This window comes from Natrinema sp. CRL1 (assembly GCF_059162405.1).
In genome coordinates this window covers 465,014-478,758 of record NZ_JBLVOY010000002.1, presented here as the reverse complement: position 1 = coordinate 478,758, position 13,745 = coordinate 465,014, and the positions used below count along the sequence as shown (strand labels likewise).

At 67.2% G+C, this 13,745-nt stretch carries 12 protein-coding genes and 1 pseudogene; 4 read left to right on the top strand and 9 right to left on the bottom strand.

What is annotated here, in order from left to right; all coding sequences use genetic code 11:
- Positions 1 to 48: 48 nt before the first annotated feature.
- Positions 49 to 1,008 carry a bifunctional 2-dehydro-3-deoxygluconokinase/2-dehydro-3-deoxygalactonokinase gene (kdgK1, locus tag ACJYUO_RS08115; protein ID WP_494344886.1) on the bottom strand — a complete coding sequence of 320 codons (960 nt, stop codon included), beginning with the start codon at positions 1,006 to 1,008 and terminating at the stop codon, positions 49 to 51.
- Between the two features lie 211 nt (positions 1,009 to 1,219).
- Here kdgK1 and ACJYUO_RS08110 point away from each other — a divergent pair, with 211 nt between their 5' ends.
- Positions 1,220 to 1,468, top strand: a complete 249-nt coding sequence (locus ACJYUO_RS08110) for a hypothetical protein (protein WP_494344885.1) — start codon at positions 1,220 to 1,222, stop codon at positions 1,466 to 1,468.
- Positions 1,469 to 1,484: 16 nt separating this feature from the next.
- Here the strand turns inward: ACJYUO_RS08110 and rtcA are convergent, their stop codons facing one another.
- The gene (gene rtcA, locus ACJYUO_RS08105) at positions 1,485 to 2,552 is read right to left on the bottom strand and encodes an RNA 3'-terminal phosphate cyclase (RefSeq protein WP_494344884.1); all 1,068 of its coding nucleotides are present in this window, start codon (positions 2,550 to 2,552) and stop codon (positions 1,485 to 1,487) included.
- A gap of 195 nt (positions 2,553 to 2,747) precedes the next feature.
- Here rtcA and ACJYUO_RS08100 point away from each other — a divergent pair, with 195 nt between their 5' ends.
- A complete protein-coding gene (locus tag ACJYUO_RS08100; RefSeq protein ID WP_494344883.1) occupies positions 2,748 to 4,070 on the top strand; it encodes an MFS transporter in 1,323 nt (440 codons plus the stop codon).
- Between the two features lie 69 nt (positions 4,071 to 4,139).
- Here ACJYUO_RS08100 and mutL read toward each other — a convergent pair whose 3' ends face one another.
- On the bottom strand, positions 4,140 to 6,356 hold the full coding sequence (mutL, locus tag ACJYUO_RS08095; RefSeq protein WP_494344882.1) for a DNA mismatch repair endonuclease MutL: 2,217 nt from the start codon (positions 6,354 to 6,356) through the stop codon (positions 4,140 to 4,142).
- A gap of 133 nt (positions 6,357 to 6,489) precedes the next feature.
- Positions 6,490 to 7,290, bottom strand: coding sequence for an SDR family NAD(P)-dependent oxidoreductase (locus tag ACJYUO_RS08090; RefSeq protein ID WP_494344881.1), 801 nt, complete (start codon positions 7,288 to 7,290; stop codon positions 6,490 to 6,492).
- A gap of 115 nt (positions 7,291 to 7,405) precedes the next feature.
- Between ACJYUO_RS08090 and ACJYUO_RS08085 the strand changes: the two genes are divergently transcribed.
- Together ACJYUO_RS08085 and ACJYUO_RS08080 are read left to right on the top strand one after the other, a co-directional pair.
- Positions 7,406 to 7,543: a hypothetical protein gene (locus ACJYUO_RS08085; RefSeq protein WP_494344880.1), complete on the top strand. Its 138-nt coding sequence runs from the start codon at positions 7,406 to 7,408 to the stop codon at positions 7,541 to 7,543.
- A pseudogene (locus ACJYUO_RS08080) lies at positions 7,534 to 7,707 on the top strand (YihY/virulence factor BrkB family protein); the annotation flags it as partial. The gene ACJYUO_RS08085 and the pseudogene ACJYUO_RS08080, both read left to right, overlap by 10 nt.
- Before the next feature lie 164 nt (positions 7,708 to 7,871).
- On the opposite strand, the gene mutS reads toward ACJYUO_RS08080, so the two are convergent.
- The 5 genes from mutS to ACJYUO_RS08055 form a co-directional block, all read right to left on the bottom strand.
- A complete protein-coding gene (gene mutS / locus ACJYUO_RS08075) occupies positions 7,872 to 10,556 on the bottom strand; it encodes a DNA mismatch repair protein MutS (protein ID WP_494344879.1) in 2,685 nt (894 codons plus the stop codon).
- Positions 10,557 to 11,063: 507 nt separating this feature from the next.
- Positions 11,064 to 11,387, bottom strand: coding sequence for a tRNA-binding protein (locus ACJYUO_RS08070; RefSeq protein WP_494344878.1), 324 nt, complete (start codon positions 11,385 to 11,387; stop codon positions 11,064 to 11,066).
- Between the two features lie 48 nt (positions 11,388 to 11,435).
- Positions 11,436 to 11,681: a DUF7861 family protein gene (locus ACJYUO_RS08065; RefSeq protein ID WP_494344877.1), complete on the bottom strand. Its 246-nt coding sequence runs from the start codon at positions 11,679 to 11,681 to the stop codon at positions 11,436 to 11,438.
- An 84-nt stretch (positions 11,682 to 11,765) separates the two neighbouring features.
- Positions 11,766 to 12,578 (bottom strand): ABC transporter permease, encoded by an 813-nt coding sequence (locus ACJYUO_RS08060; protein WP_494344876.1) that lies wholly within the window; start codon positions 12,576 to 12,578, stop codon positions 11,766 to 11,768.
- Complete coding sequence (locus ACJYUO_RS08055) at positions 12,575 to 13,708, bottom strand: ABC transporter ATP-binding protein (protein ID WP_494344875.1); 1,134 nt, start codon at positions 13,706 to 13,708, stop codon at positions 12,575 to 12,577. Before ACJYUO_RS08055 ends, ACJYUO_RS08060 begins: the two co-directional genes overlap by 4 nt.
- Positions 13,709 to 13,745: the final 37 nt, after the last annotated feature.

The window sequence follows — 13,745 nt, the reverse complement described above, 5'->3', positions numbered from 1 at the left end:
AACCACACAAAACGAGTGGTCTGCAGCCGCTCGCCCGTGTTCGGCAAGCTATCGCGAGATGTCTTCGCCCTGTTCCTTGACGATCGTCTCGACTTCGTCCGCGGTGACGAGCGCGGCGTCGCCGGGGATCGTCCGCTTGAGCGCCGCCGTCGCCGCGGCGTACTCGAGGGCGGTGGGCACGTCGTCGCCGTCGAGCCGGCGGGCGATGAACGCGCCGGTGAAGGCGTCGCCGGTCCCGATCGGGTCGACAGTGTCGGTTTCGTAGGCGTCGTGATCGTGGACGACGTTGTCGTGCCAGCCGACCGCGCCCTCCGCGCCGCGGGTGACGACGACGGTCGTGAAATCGTACTGCGAGCCGAGTTTGTGCGCGAGTTGGCGCGGGTCGCCCTCGAATCCGAGGACGGTTCGGGCGTCGCGGGCGGCGATCACGAGGATGTCGATGCCCGGAAACAGCTTCGTCAGCGTCTCTTTAGCCTCGTCGGGCGACCAGAGCTTGCGTCGGTAGTTGAAGTCAAAGGCGGTCGACGTCCCGCCTTTTCGGGCCGCTTTGAGCAGGTTGAGCGTCGTGTCACGGAGGGTCGAAGAGAGCGCGGGCGTGATGCCGGTCGTAAAGAAGACCTTCGCGTTCTGAATCCGGTCGATGTCGAATTCGCGGGCCTCCGCCGTCGAGATGGCGGTGTTGTCGCGGTCGTAGATCACGTTCGTCCCGCGGGGTTTGCCCGCGTGCTCGAGGTAGTAGGTCCCCTGTCGGCCACGGTGGCTCCAGACGGGATCGGCTTCGATGCCGTGTCTGCGGACTTCGCCGACGACGCGCCGTCCCAGCGCCGTCTCGGGGACCTTCGAGGTCCACGTCGCGGACGCGCCCAGCCGGTTCGCCGCGATGGCGACGTTGCTCTCGGCTCCGGCGGCCCGGACCTCGAACGTGTCCGCGTCCTCGATGCGCTCGTTCCCCGGCGGCGACAGCCGGAGCATCGTCTCGCCGAACGTGACGATATCGGTCTCGCTCACGGCTCTTCCCCCCAGATCGATCGGCAGTGAACGGCAGTGTCTCCGTCGGCCATACTCGAGGCGACGGTCGGCGATGCTATAAGTTGTGGCGGTTATCGATGACGGTCTCCTCGAGTGGGCGCGTCTCACTGCCGCGCCCTCCCGGGACTCGCGCGGACGGATGCCGAACCGACCGAAAGCCTATATGATAGATGTGGCAACATTTTCGCAGATGGTGTCGGCAGACGGACTCAAGACGTGGTTCGACTACCAACTCCTCTTCGCGGGGCTCGCTATGGCGGTCATCTGTATTACTGCCGCAAGCAGCCGACTCATCGCGTATCTGGGGACGCTTCCGCTCGCGGACGTAGACGTCGAGCCCACAGCCCCGACGTTCGCGCTCGCGGTCACGGGAGGCGGTTTCCTCGTGATTGTCCTGCTGGTTGTACTGGCAGGACTGCTGAACCGAGACCGACAGTAACCCCAGAAGCGACGAACTACTGACCCGCGTCCAACGGCGACGCGACCGACACCGCCGCCGTCTCATCCTCACGCTCGAGCCCCACGTCGACTCCGAACTCCTCGAGCAGCGCACACCGCGTCTCGACGTGGTCGGTCACGGCGGGAATCCGCACCCGTCCGCCGGCGAGGGCGAGAAAGGCGAGCAACTGGTCTGCCATGTGCCGATCGACCGGGGCCGCCCCCTCGAGAAAGCGGTTCGCCGCGTCGGCGGCGTCTTCGCCGACTCGCTCGGCGGGCTTGCCGCGCTCCCCGAGGGCCGAAAAGCCGGCGACACCGGTCCCGTGATCGATGCGGAGCACCAGCGCAGAGCCGGGCGAGGGGCTCGCCGCCGTCGTCTCGCACCGTTCAGTCAGTTCGAGATCGGGCTCGGGGTTCAGCCGCTCGAGCGCGCCTTCGGCCTGTCGATATGCGACATCGCGGTCGGCCAGCGATTCCGACTCGGTTGTGTAGAGCCGGAACCCCTCGAGCGGCCCCCGTTCGGTGAGGTCGTTCGGCTCGAGGCTCGAGGGGGCGAGCCGAAGCGTCGCGGTCCCGCCGCCGTCGGGATAGAATCCGCGGCGGTCGACCTCGCAGGCGGCGTCGACGCCGAACCGGCGGAGCAGCGGGAGTTCGACATAGCGGAGGTAGTCGAGCGGCGGCGACCACGCCACGTCCGTCCCGCCGGTGACCGTCACCGAGAGCGGGGACTCGAGGATCGTCGCCAGCGGCAGGAGGGCGTTGAACAACAGCGTCGCGCTGCCTGCAGTCCCGATATCGACGGCGTAGCTGCCGCCCTCGAGTCGGCCGCCAGCAGCATCGGGCTCGAGCCTCGGATCGAACTCGATCGTCTCCGAGCCGAGTTCGTCGCCCGAGACGTCGGCGTCGCAGAGTTCGGCCATCGTCTCGAGGACCGCCAGATGCTGGTGGCGGAGCCCGGGCGTCGACCGGTCGCCGCGGACGTGTTCGAATCGAACCGGTTCGTTCTCGAGGACCGACAGGGCGAGCGCGGTCCGGACGAACTGGCCGCCGGCGCTCGAGCCGTCGAGTTCGCGCGGGGTCGTCATGTATGGGGGTTCTGCCTCGAGTCACCTACCACTGCCGGCGTCGGTTCGTCTCGATGACTCGCGGAGGGTCCTCGGCCTCGAGGACTCGGCAAAAGGATATCGACGGGCTGTAGGGTCCGCTCACCGAGATCGATCCCCCTGTCCGTTTCCGGATGGCGAACCTTTTCGATGCTCCGGGAGGCCAATTCGAGCGACATGCGACTCTGGCGCGATCCGTTCCGGCGGCGGTGGCTCCTCTGGGCGACGATGGGGCTGCTCTTCTTGCTCATGAACACCAGCCGCCTCTCGACGGCGGTCCTCTCCGAGGACCTCATGACGGCGTTCGGGACGACCGGCGCACAGCTCGGGACGCTCCACGCCGTCTTCTTTTGGGTGTACGCCGTGATGCAGATCCCGTCGGGGATCCTCGCCGATCGGATCGGCCCTCGACTGACCGCCACGGCCGGTGCAGTGGCGATGAACGTCGGCGTCATCTGGTTCTCGCTGGCGGAGAGCTACTCCGCGGCGATTCTCGCGCGCGGGCTTATCGGCTTCGGTGGGAGCGTGATCTTCGTCTGCATTCTCCGGTTCTGTGCGAACTGGTACCGCGCCGACGAGTTCGCGACGATGAGCGGCATTAGCTTCGCCGTCTCCGGCTTCGGCGGCGTCTTCGCGGCGACGCCGCTCGCGCTCGCAGTCACGGCGTTCGGCTGGCGATCGACGGTCGGCGCGCTCGGGGTCCTCGGCTTCGCAATGGGGGCCCTCGTGTTCGCGCTCGTCCGCGACTCACCCGTTGACGCCGGGTTCGAACGAATCGAGGGTGTTCCCGGACAGCAGCCGCTTACGACTGCGCAGCTCGAGGCCCACCTCTCGGCCGTGCTTCGAGACCGGTGGGTCTGGGTTAGCAGTATCATGGCGTTCTGTTCGACCGGCGTGAACATCACGCTCTTCGGGCTCTGGGGAGTGCCCTACGTCGTCCAGACCTACGACGTCTCGGTGACGTACGCGTCCACGCTCACCCTGCTCGGCGGCGTCGGCCTGATGGTCGGCCCGCCCGCGATCGGCTGGCTGTCCGATCGACTCGGCAGCAGGATCGGACTGATGGTCGCCGGTGGCGCGTGTTACGTCTGCTGTCTCGCCCTGATCGCGGTCGTCGGGAATCCGCCGCTGCCGGTCGTCGGTGCCGTATTTCTGCTGACTGGGATCATGTTGGGGGCGTTCGTCCTCAGCTACTCGGTCGTCAAAGAACGGCATCCAAGCAGCGCGAGCGGTATTTCGACGGGGACGGTCAACGCGGCGGCCTTCTTCGGAGCGGCGGTCCTGCCGACGGTGATGGGGTGGGCCCTCGACGCCTACTGGACCGGCGACCTCGTCGGCGGCGTCCGAGTCTATACGGAGACGGGTTACCGAATCGCGTTCGCCATCGCGACCGTCGCCGGGATGATCGCCTTCTGCTGTACGCTCTGGCTCTATCGGGCCGCTCCCGCAGGGGATCCGGAGTCAGAGAGCGCGGGCATTCGCACTACGAGCGGCGAATAACGGACTACAGCGCGCCCTCGGAGACGATCGCTGCAGCACGATCTTGAACCGCAATGAGCCTCGAGCCGACTACCCGCCGTGCCCGGGATAGTCCCGCTCGAACCGATCTTCGATCTCGCGCTCGTCGAACCGGACGATCACCGGCCGGCCGTGCGGACAGGAATAGGGGTTCTCGCAGTCGTCTAACGCCGACAGCAGGTCGATCACCGACCCCTCCGTCAGCGACGTGTTCCCCGTGATCGACGGATAGCAGGCCAGATCGCCGAGGAACTCGTCGGCCAGCGCGTCGACCGTCTCCGCGCCCGCCTCGCGGTCGCCCTCGACGAACGAGGTGAGAACATCTCGCAGGCGCTCGGGCTCGAGGGTCTCGGCGAACACCGCGGGCACGGTCGTCACGGCGACCGTTCGGTCGTCGACCCGGTCGGCGTAGAAGCCCAGCCGGGAGAGCGCCTCGCTGTAGTGTTCGAAGGCTTCCGCCTCGACCGCGGTCAACTCGAGGTCGACGGGTTCGGCGAGGGCCTGTGCGGTCGGGTCGTCCGCGACGGCGGCCTGCAGGCGCTCGTAGTTGACCCGCTCGTCGGCGGCGTGCTGATCGATCAGGACGAGCCCGTCGGGCGTCTCACAGACCAGATAGGTATCGCGAAGCTGTCCGAGGACCCGCAGCGAGGGCAGCGAGTCGAACTCGGTCTCCCCGCCCGTCGCGACCTCGCCCGTCAGCGTCCGCTGTTCGGTGGCGGCGGCGAACTTGTGCTCGGGGTCGCGGTCGCGATCTACCGCCGAGCCGGCTTCGGGATTCGAATCGCACCGACTCGAGTCCGTTCCCATCTCGGTCGACTCGGGTGTCGCGCTCCCGGCCGCGTCAGCGTTCGTCTCCGTCGCGGCCGTCGAGTCCCGATCCGCGCCGCTCGAGTGCGATTGCGGACTCGAGGACCAGCCGTTGGCAGCGGTCTCCGAGCCGCTCCCGGCGGCATCAGTATCCGAGGCAGCCGGCCTACCGGCGGCGTCCGTGCCGCTCGAGTCCGTCGCCGCACCCGTCCCCGCGTTCGCGGACTCGATCATCGATCGCCCCTCGTCCGCTTCGGCGGCGTATTCCTCGGTCTCCGAGGTGGTCTCGACACTGGACTCGAGCGTCGCGGTCTCGCCCGACGAATCAGTCCCGCTCTCGGCTCCGCGCCGATCGCCGGGGTCGACTCGCGCCTCGCCGGGTGCCGAACGGCCCCGCGGTGCCCGAGACCGGAGCAGTCCGTGCTCGAGCAGCGCGCTCTCGACCGCGGCATCTACCTGCCGGCGGACCGCGTCGTCGTCGTCGAAGCGGACCTCTCGCTTTCTGGGGTGGACGTTCACGTCGACTGCGTCGCCGGGCACCGCGAGAAAGAGCGTGACGAAGGGGTAGCGGTCACCGCCCAGTTGAGTGCCGTAAGCGCCCATGATCCCCTCGCGGACGGCGTCGGCCGTGACGGCGCGACCGTTCACGTAGGTCGCGAGATAATCTCGACTCGAGCGGTTCGTTTCGGGGTGGGAGACGAGCCCCGAGACGGACTCGAGCGGCCCCGGTGGAAGTTCGTCGCCGCTGGCCTCGACGGGGATCATCGCCGAGGCGACATCGCGGCCGTAGACCGACAGCACGGCGGCCTGCAGGTCGCCCTGTCCCGTCGTCGAGAACACCTCGCGGCCGTCGTGGGTCAGCGTGACGGCCACGTCAGGATTTGCGAGCGCGTAGCGGGTGACGACGCGGTTGACGTGGGCGAATTCCGTCGCCGTCGTCTTGAGGAACTTCCGGCGAGCGGGGGTGTTGTAGAACAGGTCCTCGATCTCGACGGTGGTCCCGGCCGGGCAGCCGGTCGGCTCGACGCCGGTCACCTTACCGCCTTCGTAGACGAGTTCGGTGCCCGCGCCCTCGGCCTCGCGGGGTCGCGAGCGGATCGTCATTCGCGAGACCGAGCCGATGGTGTGTAAGGCCTCGCCCCGGAATCCGAGTGTCGCGACGCCGGACTCGAGGTCCTCGAGGCCGTCGATCTTGCTCGTCGTGTGCTCGCGAACGGCCGCCCGGAGGTCGGCCTCGCTCATCCCGCGGCCGTCGTCGGCGACGCGGATCAGTTCGGTTCCGCCGTCCTCGACGGTAACGTCGACGCTGTCCGCGTCGGCGTCGAGACTGTTCTCGACGAGTTCCTTGACCGCGCTGGCGGGTCGCTCGACGACCTCGCCGGCGGCGATGCGGGCGACGGTGTCCTCGTCCAGCCGGCGGATGCCGGTATCGTCCTGTGGTTGTGTGCTCTCGTCGCTCATGATGGTTCGCTGATTCAGCGTCGGGACTCATTCGACGCCAGATGTGCTGAATAGCCGTACAGAAGGCGACTGGTTAGGTCTTACGTCCCGGTGGACTCGTCACGTCCGGGGGCGGACTCGTCCGAGCCCGTCGTCAGTCCTCGAGGCCCAAATCCTGCGACATCGAGTTGCCGGCCCGCGGGACGCCCTTTGCCGTCACCGTCTCGCCGTTCATGAAGGAGGCAGCGGGGCTCGAGAGGAACTGCACTACGTCGGCGATCTCTTCTGCGTGGCCGATGCGGCGGTCGGTCTCCTCGCGGGACGGCATGTCCTCGCTGTCGATACCGAGCGTCTCGGCGACGCCGGGGGTCTGGATCAGGCCGGGCGCGACGCAGTTGACGCGGATGCCGTCTTCGGCCCACTCGACGGCCAGCGTCTCGGTCAGGCGGATAATCGCCGCCTTCGACGCGCCGTAGTGGCTCTCGCCCGGAGCCGCGTGCTGGCCGTTCACGCTCGAGAGGTTGATGATGACGCCGCCCGACCCCTCGCGCATGACCTCGCCGGCGAGTTGCGTACAGTGGACCGTGCTGTTCAGGTTGAGGTCGACGATCGTCTTCCAGCCGTTCGCGGAGATGTCCTCGAACGGCGCGACGAACTCCCCGCCGGCGTTATTGACGAGGATATCGATGTCGCCGAACTCGTCGACCGTCTCGTCGACCAGATTCTGGACCTGCTCGCGTTCGCGGACGTTGCACTCGACGGCGATCGCGTCGCCCGCATCCGGGTCATCGGCGATCCCCTCGGCGACCGGTCCGACGCGATCCATCGAGCGCGAACAGATCGCTACGTCCGCACCGCTGGCCGCGAGCGTCTCCGCGGTCGCCTGCCCGATTCCCTGGCTCGCACCGGTGACGACCGCGGTCTTCCCCGCGACGTCGAAGTCTGCTTCGTGCATCGTGCTAACGGGCAACCCAGCGTTTCAAAACGCTTCCGATGGCTCTCGGATAGCGTCGCTGTCGCCGTCGATCAGCGCCGATTGAGCCGTCGTCTTCGGTGTCGCGGTCGCCACCGTGGGAACGACCCTCACGACGGCGACGCTGGCGACGATCGATCATCCCGCCATCGTGGCGCTGACCCCGATCGCCTTGTTCTGCGGGCTCATCGTCGCGTATTTCCCGTTTACTACGTCTTCCCCGATGTGGACGTAGCAGTGCGCGAGGTTCTCCCGGGGATCGTCATCGCCGCCGCGGGCTGGGTCGTCCTCGAGGCGCTGTTCGGGAGTTATACGGACCTGGTCAACACTGTCGGGACCGACGACACGTTCGGTGCGGTCATCCTGCCCGTCGGCTGGCTCTACGGCACCGCGTTCGGCCTGCTGGTCGGTGCGGCGGTCAACGTGGTGGTCGGAGACAAGAGACCCGAACGCAGTGCCGGCGAGAGCGACGGATGTGAATCGGCGGGTTCGGTCCGCGTGTCGGATCGCTCACCCCGCCGTCGACCGGCGATTATTCACCGGAAAGACGGTGTATCAACGCGTCACTCAGATGAGGGAGTGTCCTCGAGTCGCTCCTGTAGCTGCTGTACCTTCGAGACGAGTTCGATCGGCGGTGTCGTGTTCACGTCGAGCGACTCGAGGTCCGCGAGGACGGCTTCAGTCTGGGGGTCGATCGCCGCGTCTGCGGCGTCGGCCTCCGCTGGACCACCGTCGGTCGTCGCCGTTTGCGTTCGCGCCTGTGATTCAGCCTCACTCTGTGTCTGCATCGTCCCGCTCCCCAGATCGAAGACCGCCTGGACCGGCTCGCTCGCGGTCCCGCCCTTGGCCTCGATGGCCTTCTCCTCGCGCAGGCGCTCCAAAACGTCTCTCGAGCGGTCGACGACCGGATCCGGAACGCCCGCGAGGTCGGCGACGTGGATCCCGTAAGACCGGTCGGTCGGGCCGTCCCGGACCGTCCGGAGGAAGGTTACCTCGCCGTCGCGTTCGTCCGCCGCGACGTGGACGTTTGCGACCCGGGGGAGGTTCTCCGCGAGCCCGGTCAGTTCGTGGTAGTGTGTGGCAAAGAGAGTCTTCGCCTGCACCTCGTTGTGCAGGTACTCCGTCGCCGCCCACGCGATCGAGATCCCGTCGTAGGTCGCGGTCCCGCGGCCGACCTCGTCTAAGATGACCAGCGACTCCTCGGTCGCGGTGTGGAGGATGTTCGAGAGTTCGCTCATCTCGACCATGAACGTCGACCGACCCTGCGCGAGTTCGTCTAACGCGCCGACGCGGGTGAAGATGCCGTCGACGAGGCCGATTTCGGCCTCCTTCGCCGGGACGAAACTTCCGACCTGTGCGAGCAAGACGATACAGGCGACCTGTCGCATGTACGTCGATTTGCCGGACATGTTGGGCCCGGTGACGACGAGGAAGCCGCGATCTTCATCCATCCGCACGTCGTTCGGGACGAATTCGGTCGTCTGCTCGACGACCGGGTGCCGGCCCTGCTCGAGCGTGAGTCGATCGCCGCGGTGCAGGTCCGGTTTGACCCACCGGTTCTCGGCCGCGTGAGTGGCCAGACTCGCGAGCGCGTCGACGGTCGCCAGCGCCCGGCCGACGTCCTGTAGCAGTTCGGCCCGCGCGGCGACCTCGTCGCGGAGTTCCTCGAAGAGTTCGTACTCGAGTTCCCCGCGCCGTTCCTCGAACCGCAGGATTTCGCGTTCTTTCTCCTCGAGTTCGTCGGTGGTGAACCGCTTTGAGTTTTTGAGCGTCTTGATCTCCTCGTAGTGGTCCGGAACGCCGTCGGCGGCGGACTTGCCAACCTGGATGTAGTAGCCGTCGGTCTTGTTCCGGTCGACGGTGACGTGCGAGAGGCCGTACTGGCCCTTCTCGCGCTCGGCGAGGGTATCGAGCCACTCCTTGATCGCCTCGTGGCGCTCGATCACCTCGTCGAGGTCGTCGTCGTACCCCCGCTGGAGGAGTTCTCCCTGTGTCACCGTCGAGGGCGGTTCCTCGGCGATGGCCGCCGAGAGGGTCTCCCGAAGCTCTCGCGCGGCGTCCCGATCCGGCCGATCGACGATTTCCGAAAGCGGCGAGTCGGCGAGATCCGGGTTCGACGCGATGCTATCGGCCAGTTCGGGCAGGACCGCCAGCGTATCCTGGACCGCGAGCAGGTCCCGCGCGTCCGCGCTACCGTGAGTCGCCTTCGAGGCCAGCCGCGCCAGATCGTAGGCCTCGCCGAGGGCGTCCTGTAGCTCGTCGCGGGCGAGCGCCGCCGTCGAGAGCGCGGCGACGGACTCCTGGCGTTGTTCGAGCGTCTCGAGCGAGCGCCGCGGGCGCTGGAGCCACTCTTTGAGCAGGCGGCCGCCGGCGCTGGTCTCGGTGTGATCGATCGTCGCGAACAGCGAGCCGTCGCGCTCGCCCTGCATGGTCTCGGTGAGCTCTAAGTTGCGCTGGGTGGTCGCGTCCAGCGTGACGTGGTCGTCGCCGTGGTGGGCCTGAATGCGGGTCATCGAGGCGAGGACGCCCGCACCGGTCTCCTCGACGTAGGAGAGGATCGCGCCGGCCGCGGCGATCGTCGGCTCCCCGACCGACAGTCGGTCGACGGTCTCCGCGCCGAACTGCTCGCGAACCCCGTGTTTCGCCCGCTTGGGCGCGAAGGCTTCGGTCTCGTGGAGCGTGAGCGTCGCGCCGATACGATCGCGGACCTGATTCAGTAGCTCGTCGTCCGCCCGAACGTCGGGCCCTGGCAGCACTTCGACCGGGTCGAACCGGTACAACTCCGTCAGCGCATCGTCGGCGTCGTCGGCCGCCGCCACGAGGAATCGGCCGGTCGTCACGTCCGCGAACGCGAGCCCGTAGGCGTCGTCACCGCCGTCGACGACCGCCGCGAGGTACTGCGCGTCGGCGTCGCTGGTCTCGAGCAGGGTTCCGGGGGTCACGACGCGGACGATCTCGCGGGCGTGGCCGGAGTCGGTCTCGTACTGGTCGGCGACGGCGACGCGGTAGCCGCGCTCGACTAAGGCCTTGAGGTAGGGCGTCAGGTCGTCGACCGGCACGCCGGCCATGGGATACGACGAGCCGTGAGAGGACTTCTGGGAGACTTTGAGATCGAGTTCCTCGCTGACGGTCTCGGCGTCCTCGCCGAAGAATTCGTAGAAGTCGCCACACTGCATCGCCAGTAGCTCGGCGTCGGTTCCCTCCTTCAGCGAGAAGAACTCTCCGACGATACCCGTCGCCTCGGTCATATCCGGTGACTGTCCTTCCATCGCAAAAACCCTGCGGGATCCGCGGTGGAAGTGGTCGCTCGGCAATGAGAGCCGTCGCTCAGCGGGAGCAGTCGGTCGGAAAACGTCGGCCGGAAGCCGACGTCGAATGGGTTCGGCGCTGTGGTATAGTAGCCACTGAAAGTCAGTGCACACCTAATCGCACGACTGCGTCGCGATCAGTGTGTGAATCGTTTCAGTGGCTACTATAGGTGGTGGAGGATCGGAATCGAGAGGGGAGGGGTCAACGGGTGAACGATATCCGATCCGTGGCGAGCGGGGCGATGATGTCTCGGATGATCAGACGGGTCGGATTGGCAACGACCGGATCTGCCCCGCCTCGCCACGTCTGTTCCGTGGCTCCCCGTGACTATACTTATTATCTCGTTAAACCGGTTTCAGCGGCGGAATCAGGTCGATTGGGTCAGCCAGCAGGCGGGGCCGGCGGGGCGGACGAGCGAGGCAGTCGAACGACCCCTCGAGCCCGGATCAGTACAACGGTCCGCCCAGCGGCACGTCCTCGTCGGGCGAGACCAACACGGGATACCCCTCCTCGCCGGGGACGCCGACGGTCAGCGCCTCGGATTTGAAGCCGGCGATCCGCACCGAGCCGAGATTCGTCGCACACAGCACCTGTCGGCCCTCGAGGTCGGCGGCGTCGTAGTGGTAGTCGAGTTGTGCGGCCGACTGGATCTCCTCGTCGCCGAGGTCGATCCAGAGCTTTGTCATCTCCGGCTTCTCCGCTTCGGGGAACGGTTCGGCGTCGATCACTTCGCCGACTTCGATACTCGCGTCGAACGGACTCTCGACCATGCGCCGGGATAGCACCCCCACCGAAAATTAGGTATCGGTTCTCGCGTGTCAGCCGCCGCGTGTCCGGTACCAGACCCGGGCACCGATCGGCGACTCGTCGGCTGCGAGGTCGAGCCTGCGGAGGACGAGATCGCGGATTGCGATCGTCACGACGAGTTCGATCGACTCGTCGTCCTCGGTCGTCACCTCGAAGACGGCGTGGCCGTCCCGCCGGTCGACGACCTTGATCGTCCCGACGGACCACCGCTCGAGGTCGTGGGTCGGCTTGCGCGCGTGAATCCTGTCGTGGGCCATACCGGCCCGAACGGGTGCCGAGGGGGTGAATCTGGCGGCGCGACGGGTCCGGACGAAGCCGGTCGGGTACGAGGCGGAAGCAGGTCAATAATCCCCGAGGACGCCGAGCCGTCTCGCCCGGCGGGTCGCGTACTGGAAGACCGCGTAGCCGGCCGCAAAGTAGCCCACGGCGACCGCGAGCAGGATGCCGAGTTCCGCCGGCGGGAACTCCCAGATCCGGACGCCGTCGATCATCGTCCGCTGGAGGAGCGCGCTGCCCTGCGCGAGCGGGAGCCACCGCAGCCAGCCGAGGTCGAAGGCGGGCGCGGAGATCAACACGATGAAGCCGAACTGAAGCAGGTTGAGCCAGTTGCCGATCTGCTTATAGAGGACAGTCACTCCGCCCGCGGCCAACCCGAGGCCAAGCACCGAGACGATGCTGAGCGTCGCGACGACGACGGTCGTCACGAGGTTCAACTCGAGGCCCGTTCCGGTGATAACGAGCATCACCGCCAGCAACACCGCTGAGGTGAGAAACGATCGGACGATCTTGGCGAGCCCCTTCAGCAGGACGACGGGGGTAAAGCCAAAGGGCGACATGACGTGGCGCTCGAGGGTCCCCCACTGCACTTCGCTCCCGATATCGTTCGAGATCGAGGAGTACGCGCCGACCGAGAGCGACCACAGGAAGTAACCGACGATGATCCCCTCGATGGAGTCGGTCAGGGCCTGCCCGGCGACCGCCCGGCCGCCGTAGAACAGGAGGCCGAAAAAGAACACCGAGATGACGAGCCCGCCGACGGCGTTTGCGGGGTAACGGACGAAGAGCAGGTACTCGCGGTAGAGGACGGCCCGCGCGAGGTGATAGTAGCCGGCCGGCCGCGGCGTCCCGACCGCGTCGGATCGACCGGCGCTCATCGCTCACCCCGGTCGCCGGCCGTCAGATCGACGAAGACGTCCTCCAGGTCGGGTTCGATCGTCCGGACGCGCTCGAGGGTCACGTCGGCGTCGCGGAGCGTCGCCAGCAGGTCGTAGAGGCCGTCGCTGTCGGTCACGACCTCGATCCGATGGCCGCGGTCGCGCGGTTCTGCCTCGACTGCGTCGAACCGCCGGCGGAGTCGGGAGACGAGCGCTGCGTCGATGTCCCTGCTCGTGATCCGAACGCAGTGGCGGTCCGTGTCGGAAAGCAGCGCCTCGACGGTGTCGTCCGCGACGATCGCCCCGTTGGACATGATCAGGACGCGGTCACAGACCGTCTCGACGACGTCCATATCGTGGCTGCTGAGGACGACCGTGAGACCCTCCTCCGCGGCGAGCCGGCGCAGTTCCCGCTGGAGCGTCCGGGAGCTCTCGACGTCCAGCCCCAGCGTGGGCTCGTCGAGGAAGACGACGTCCGCGCCGCCGGCGAGGACGCTCGCCAGCGACACCTTCTGTTTCATCCCGCGGGAGAGACCCCGGACCGGGACGTCCGCTTTCGCCTCGAGGTCGAGTTGAGCCAGCAGCCGGTCGTGGCGGTCGCGGACCGAGTTCGGATCGACGCCGCCGATCGTGGCGAAATAGCGGAGGTTCTCGCGGACGGTCAGCCGCCAGTAGTCGTTTCGCGCGCCCTCGAGCATCGCGTCGACGGCCCCGTAGGCCTCCCGCGGTCGCTCCTCGAGGTCGATGTTGCGGATTCGAACGGTGCCTGCGTCCGGCACCACCATGCCGAGGATCGACTTGATGAGCGTCGTCTTGCCGGCCCCGTTCGGTCCCAGCAGACCCACGATCGAGCCGGTCTCGATGTCGAAACTCACGTTGTCGACGGCGGTGACCGCCGTGTCGCCCTCACCGAATCGCTTGGATAGTCCGGTGACGGAGACGGCGATGTCGCGCTCGTCGGCCGCCGAGGGTTCGCTGGTTGCCGGTCGAGTGGCGGTGGCTGTTCGTCTCGCCGCGGAATCCCGATCGGTATCCGCCGCATCGTCGCCGAGGACTGCGTCAGCCTCCTCGCTGAACGCAGCCACGGCGTCCGTCACGCTCGCCGCCCCGGCGTTTTCTCGCGAATCCATAGTGCTATTTTAAGTAGTCTGGCTACAAAAATGCGCG

Coding starts and splice junctions, on each gene's coding strand:
- ACJYUO_RS08070 (WP_494344878.1), bottom strand. CDS start 11,387: ATGGTCGAGAGTCCGTTCGACGCGAGTATCGAAGTCGGCGAAGTGATC.
- mutL (WP_494344882.1), bottom strand. CDS start 6,356: ATGAGCGACGAGAGCACACAACCACAGGACGATACCGGCATCCGCCGG.
- ACJYUO_RS08065 (WP_494344877.1), bottom strand. CDS start 11,681: ATGGCCCACGACAGGATTCACGCGCGCAAGCCGACCCACGACCTCGAG.
- ACJYUO_RS08090 (WP_494344881.1), bottom strand. CDS start 7,290: ATGCACGAAGCAGACTTCGACGTCGCGGGGAAGACCGCGGTCGTCACC.
- ACJYUO_RS08060 (WP_494344876.1), bottom strand. CDS start 12,578: ATGAGCGCCGGTCGATCCGACGCGGTCGGGACGCCGCGGCCGGCCGGC.
- ACJYUO_RS08110 (WP_494344885.1), top strand. CDS start 1,220: ATGGTGTCGGCAGACGGACTCAAGACGTGGTTCGACTACCAACTCCTC.
- rtcA (WP_494344884.1), bottom strand. CDS start 2,552: ATGACGACCCCGCGCGAACTCGACGGCTCGAGCGCCGGCGGCCAGTTC.
- ACJYUO_RS08055 (WP_494344875.1), bottom strand. CDS start 13,708: ATGGATTCGCGAGAAAACGCCGGGGCGGCGAGCGTGACGGACGCCGTG.
- ACJYUO_RS08100 (WP_494344883.1), top strand. CDS start 2,748: ATGCGACTCTGGCGCGATCCGTTCCGGCGGCGGTGGCTCCTCTGGGCG.
- mutS (WP_494344879.1), bottom strand. CDS start 10,556: ATGACCGAGGCGACGGGTATCGTCGGAGAGTTCTTCTCGCTGAAGGAG.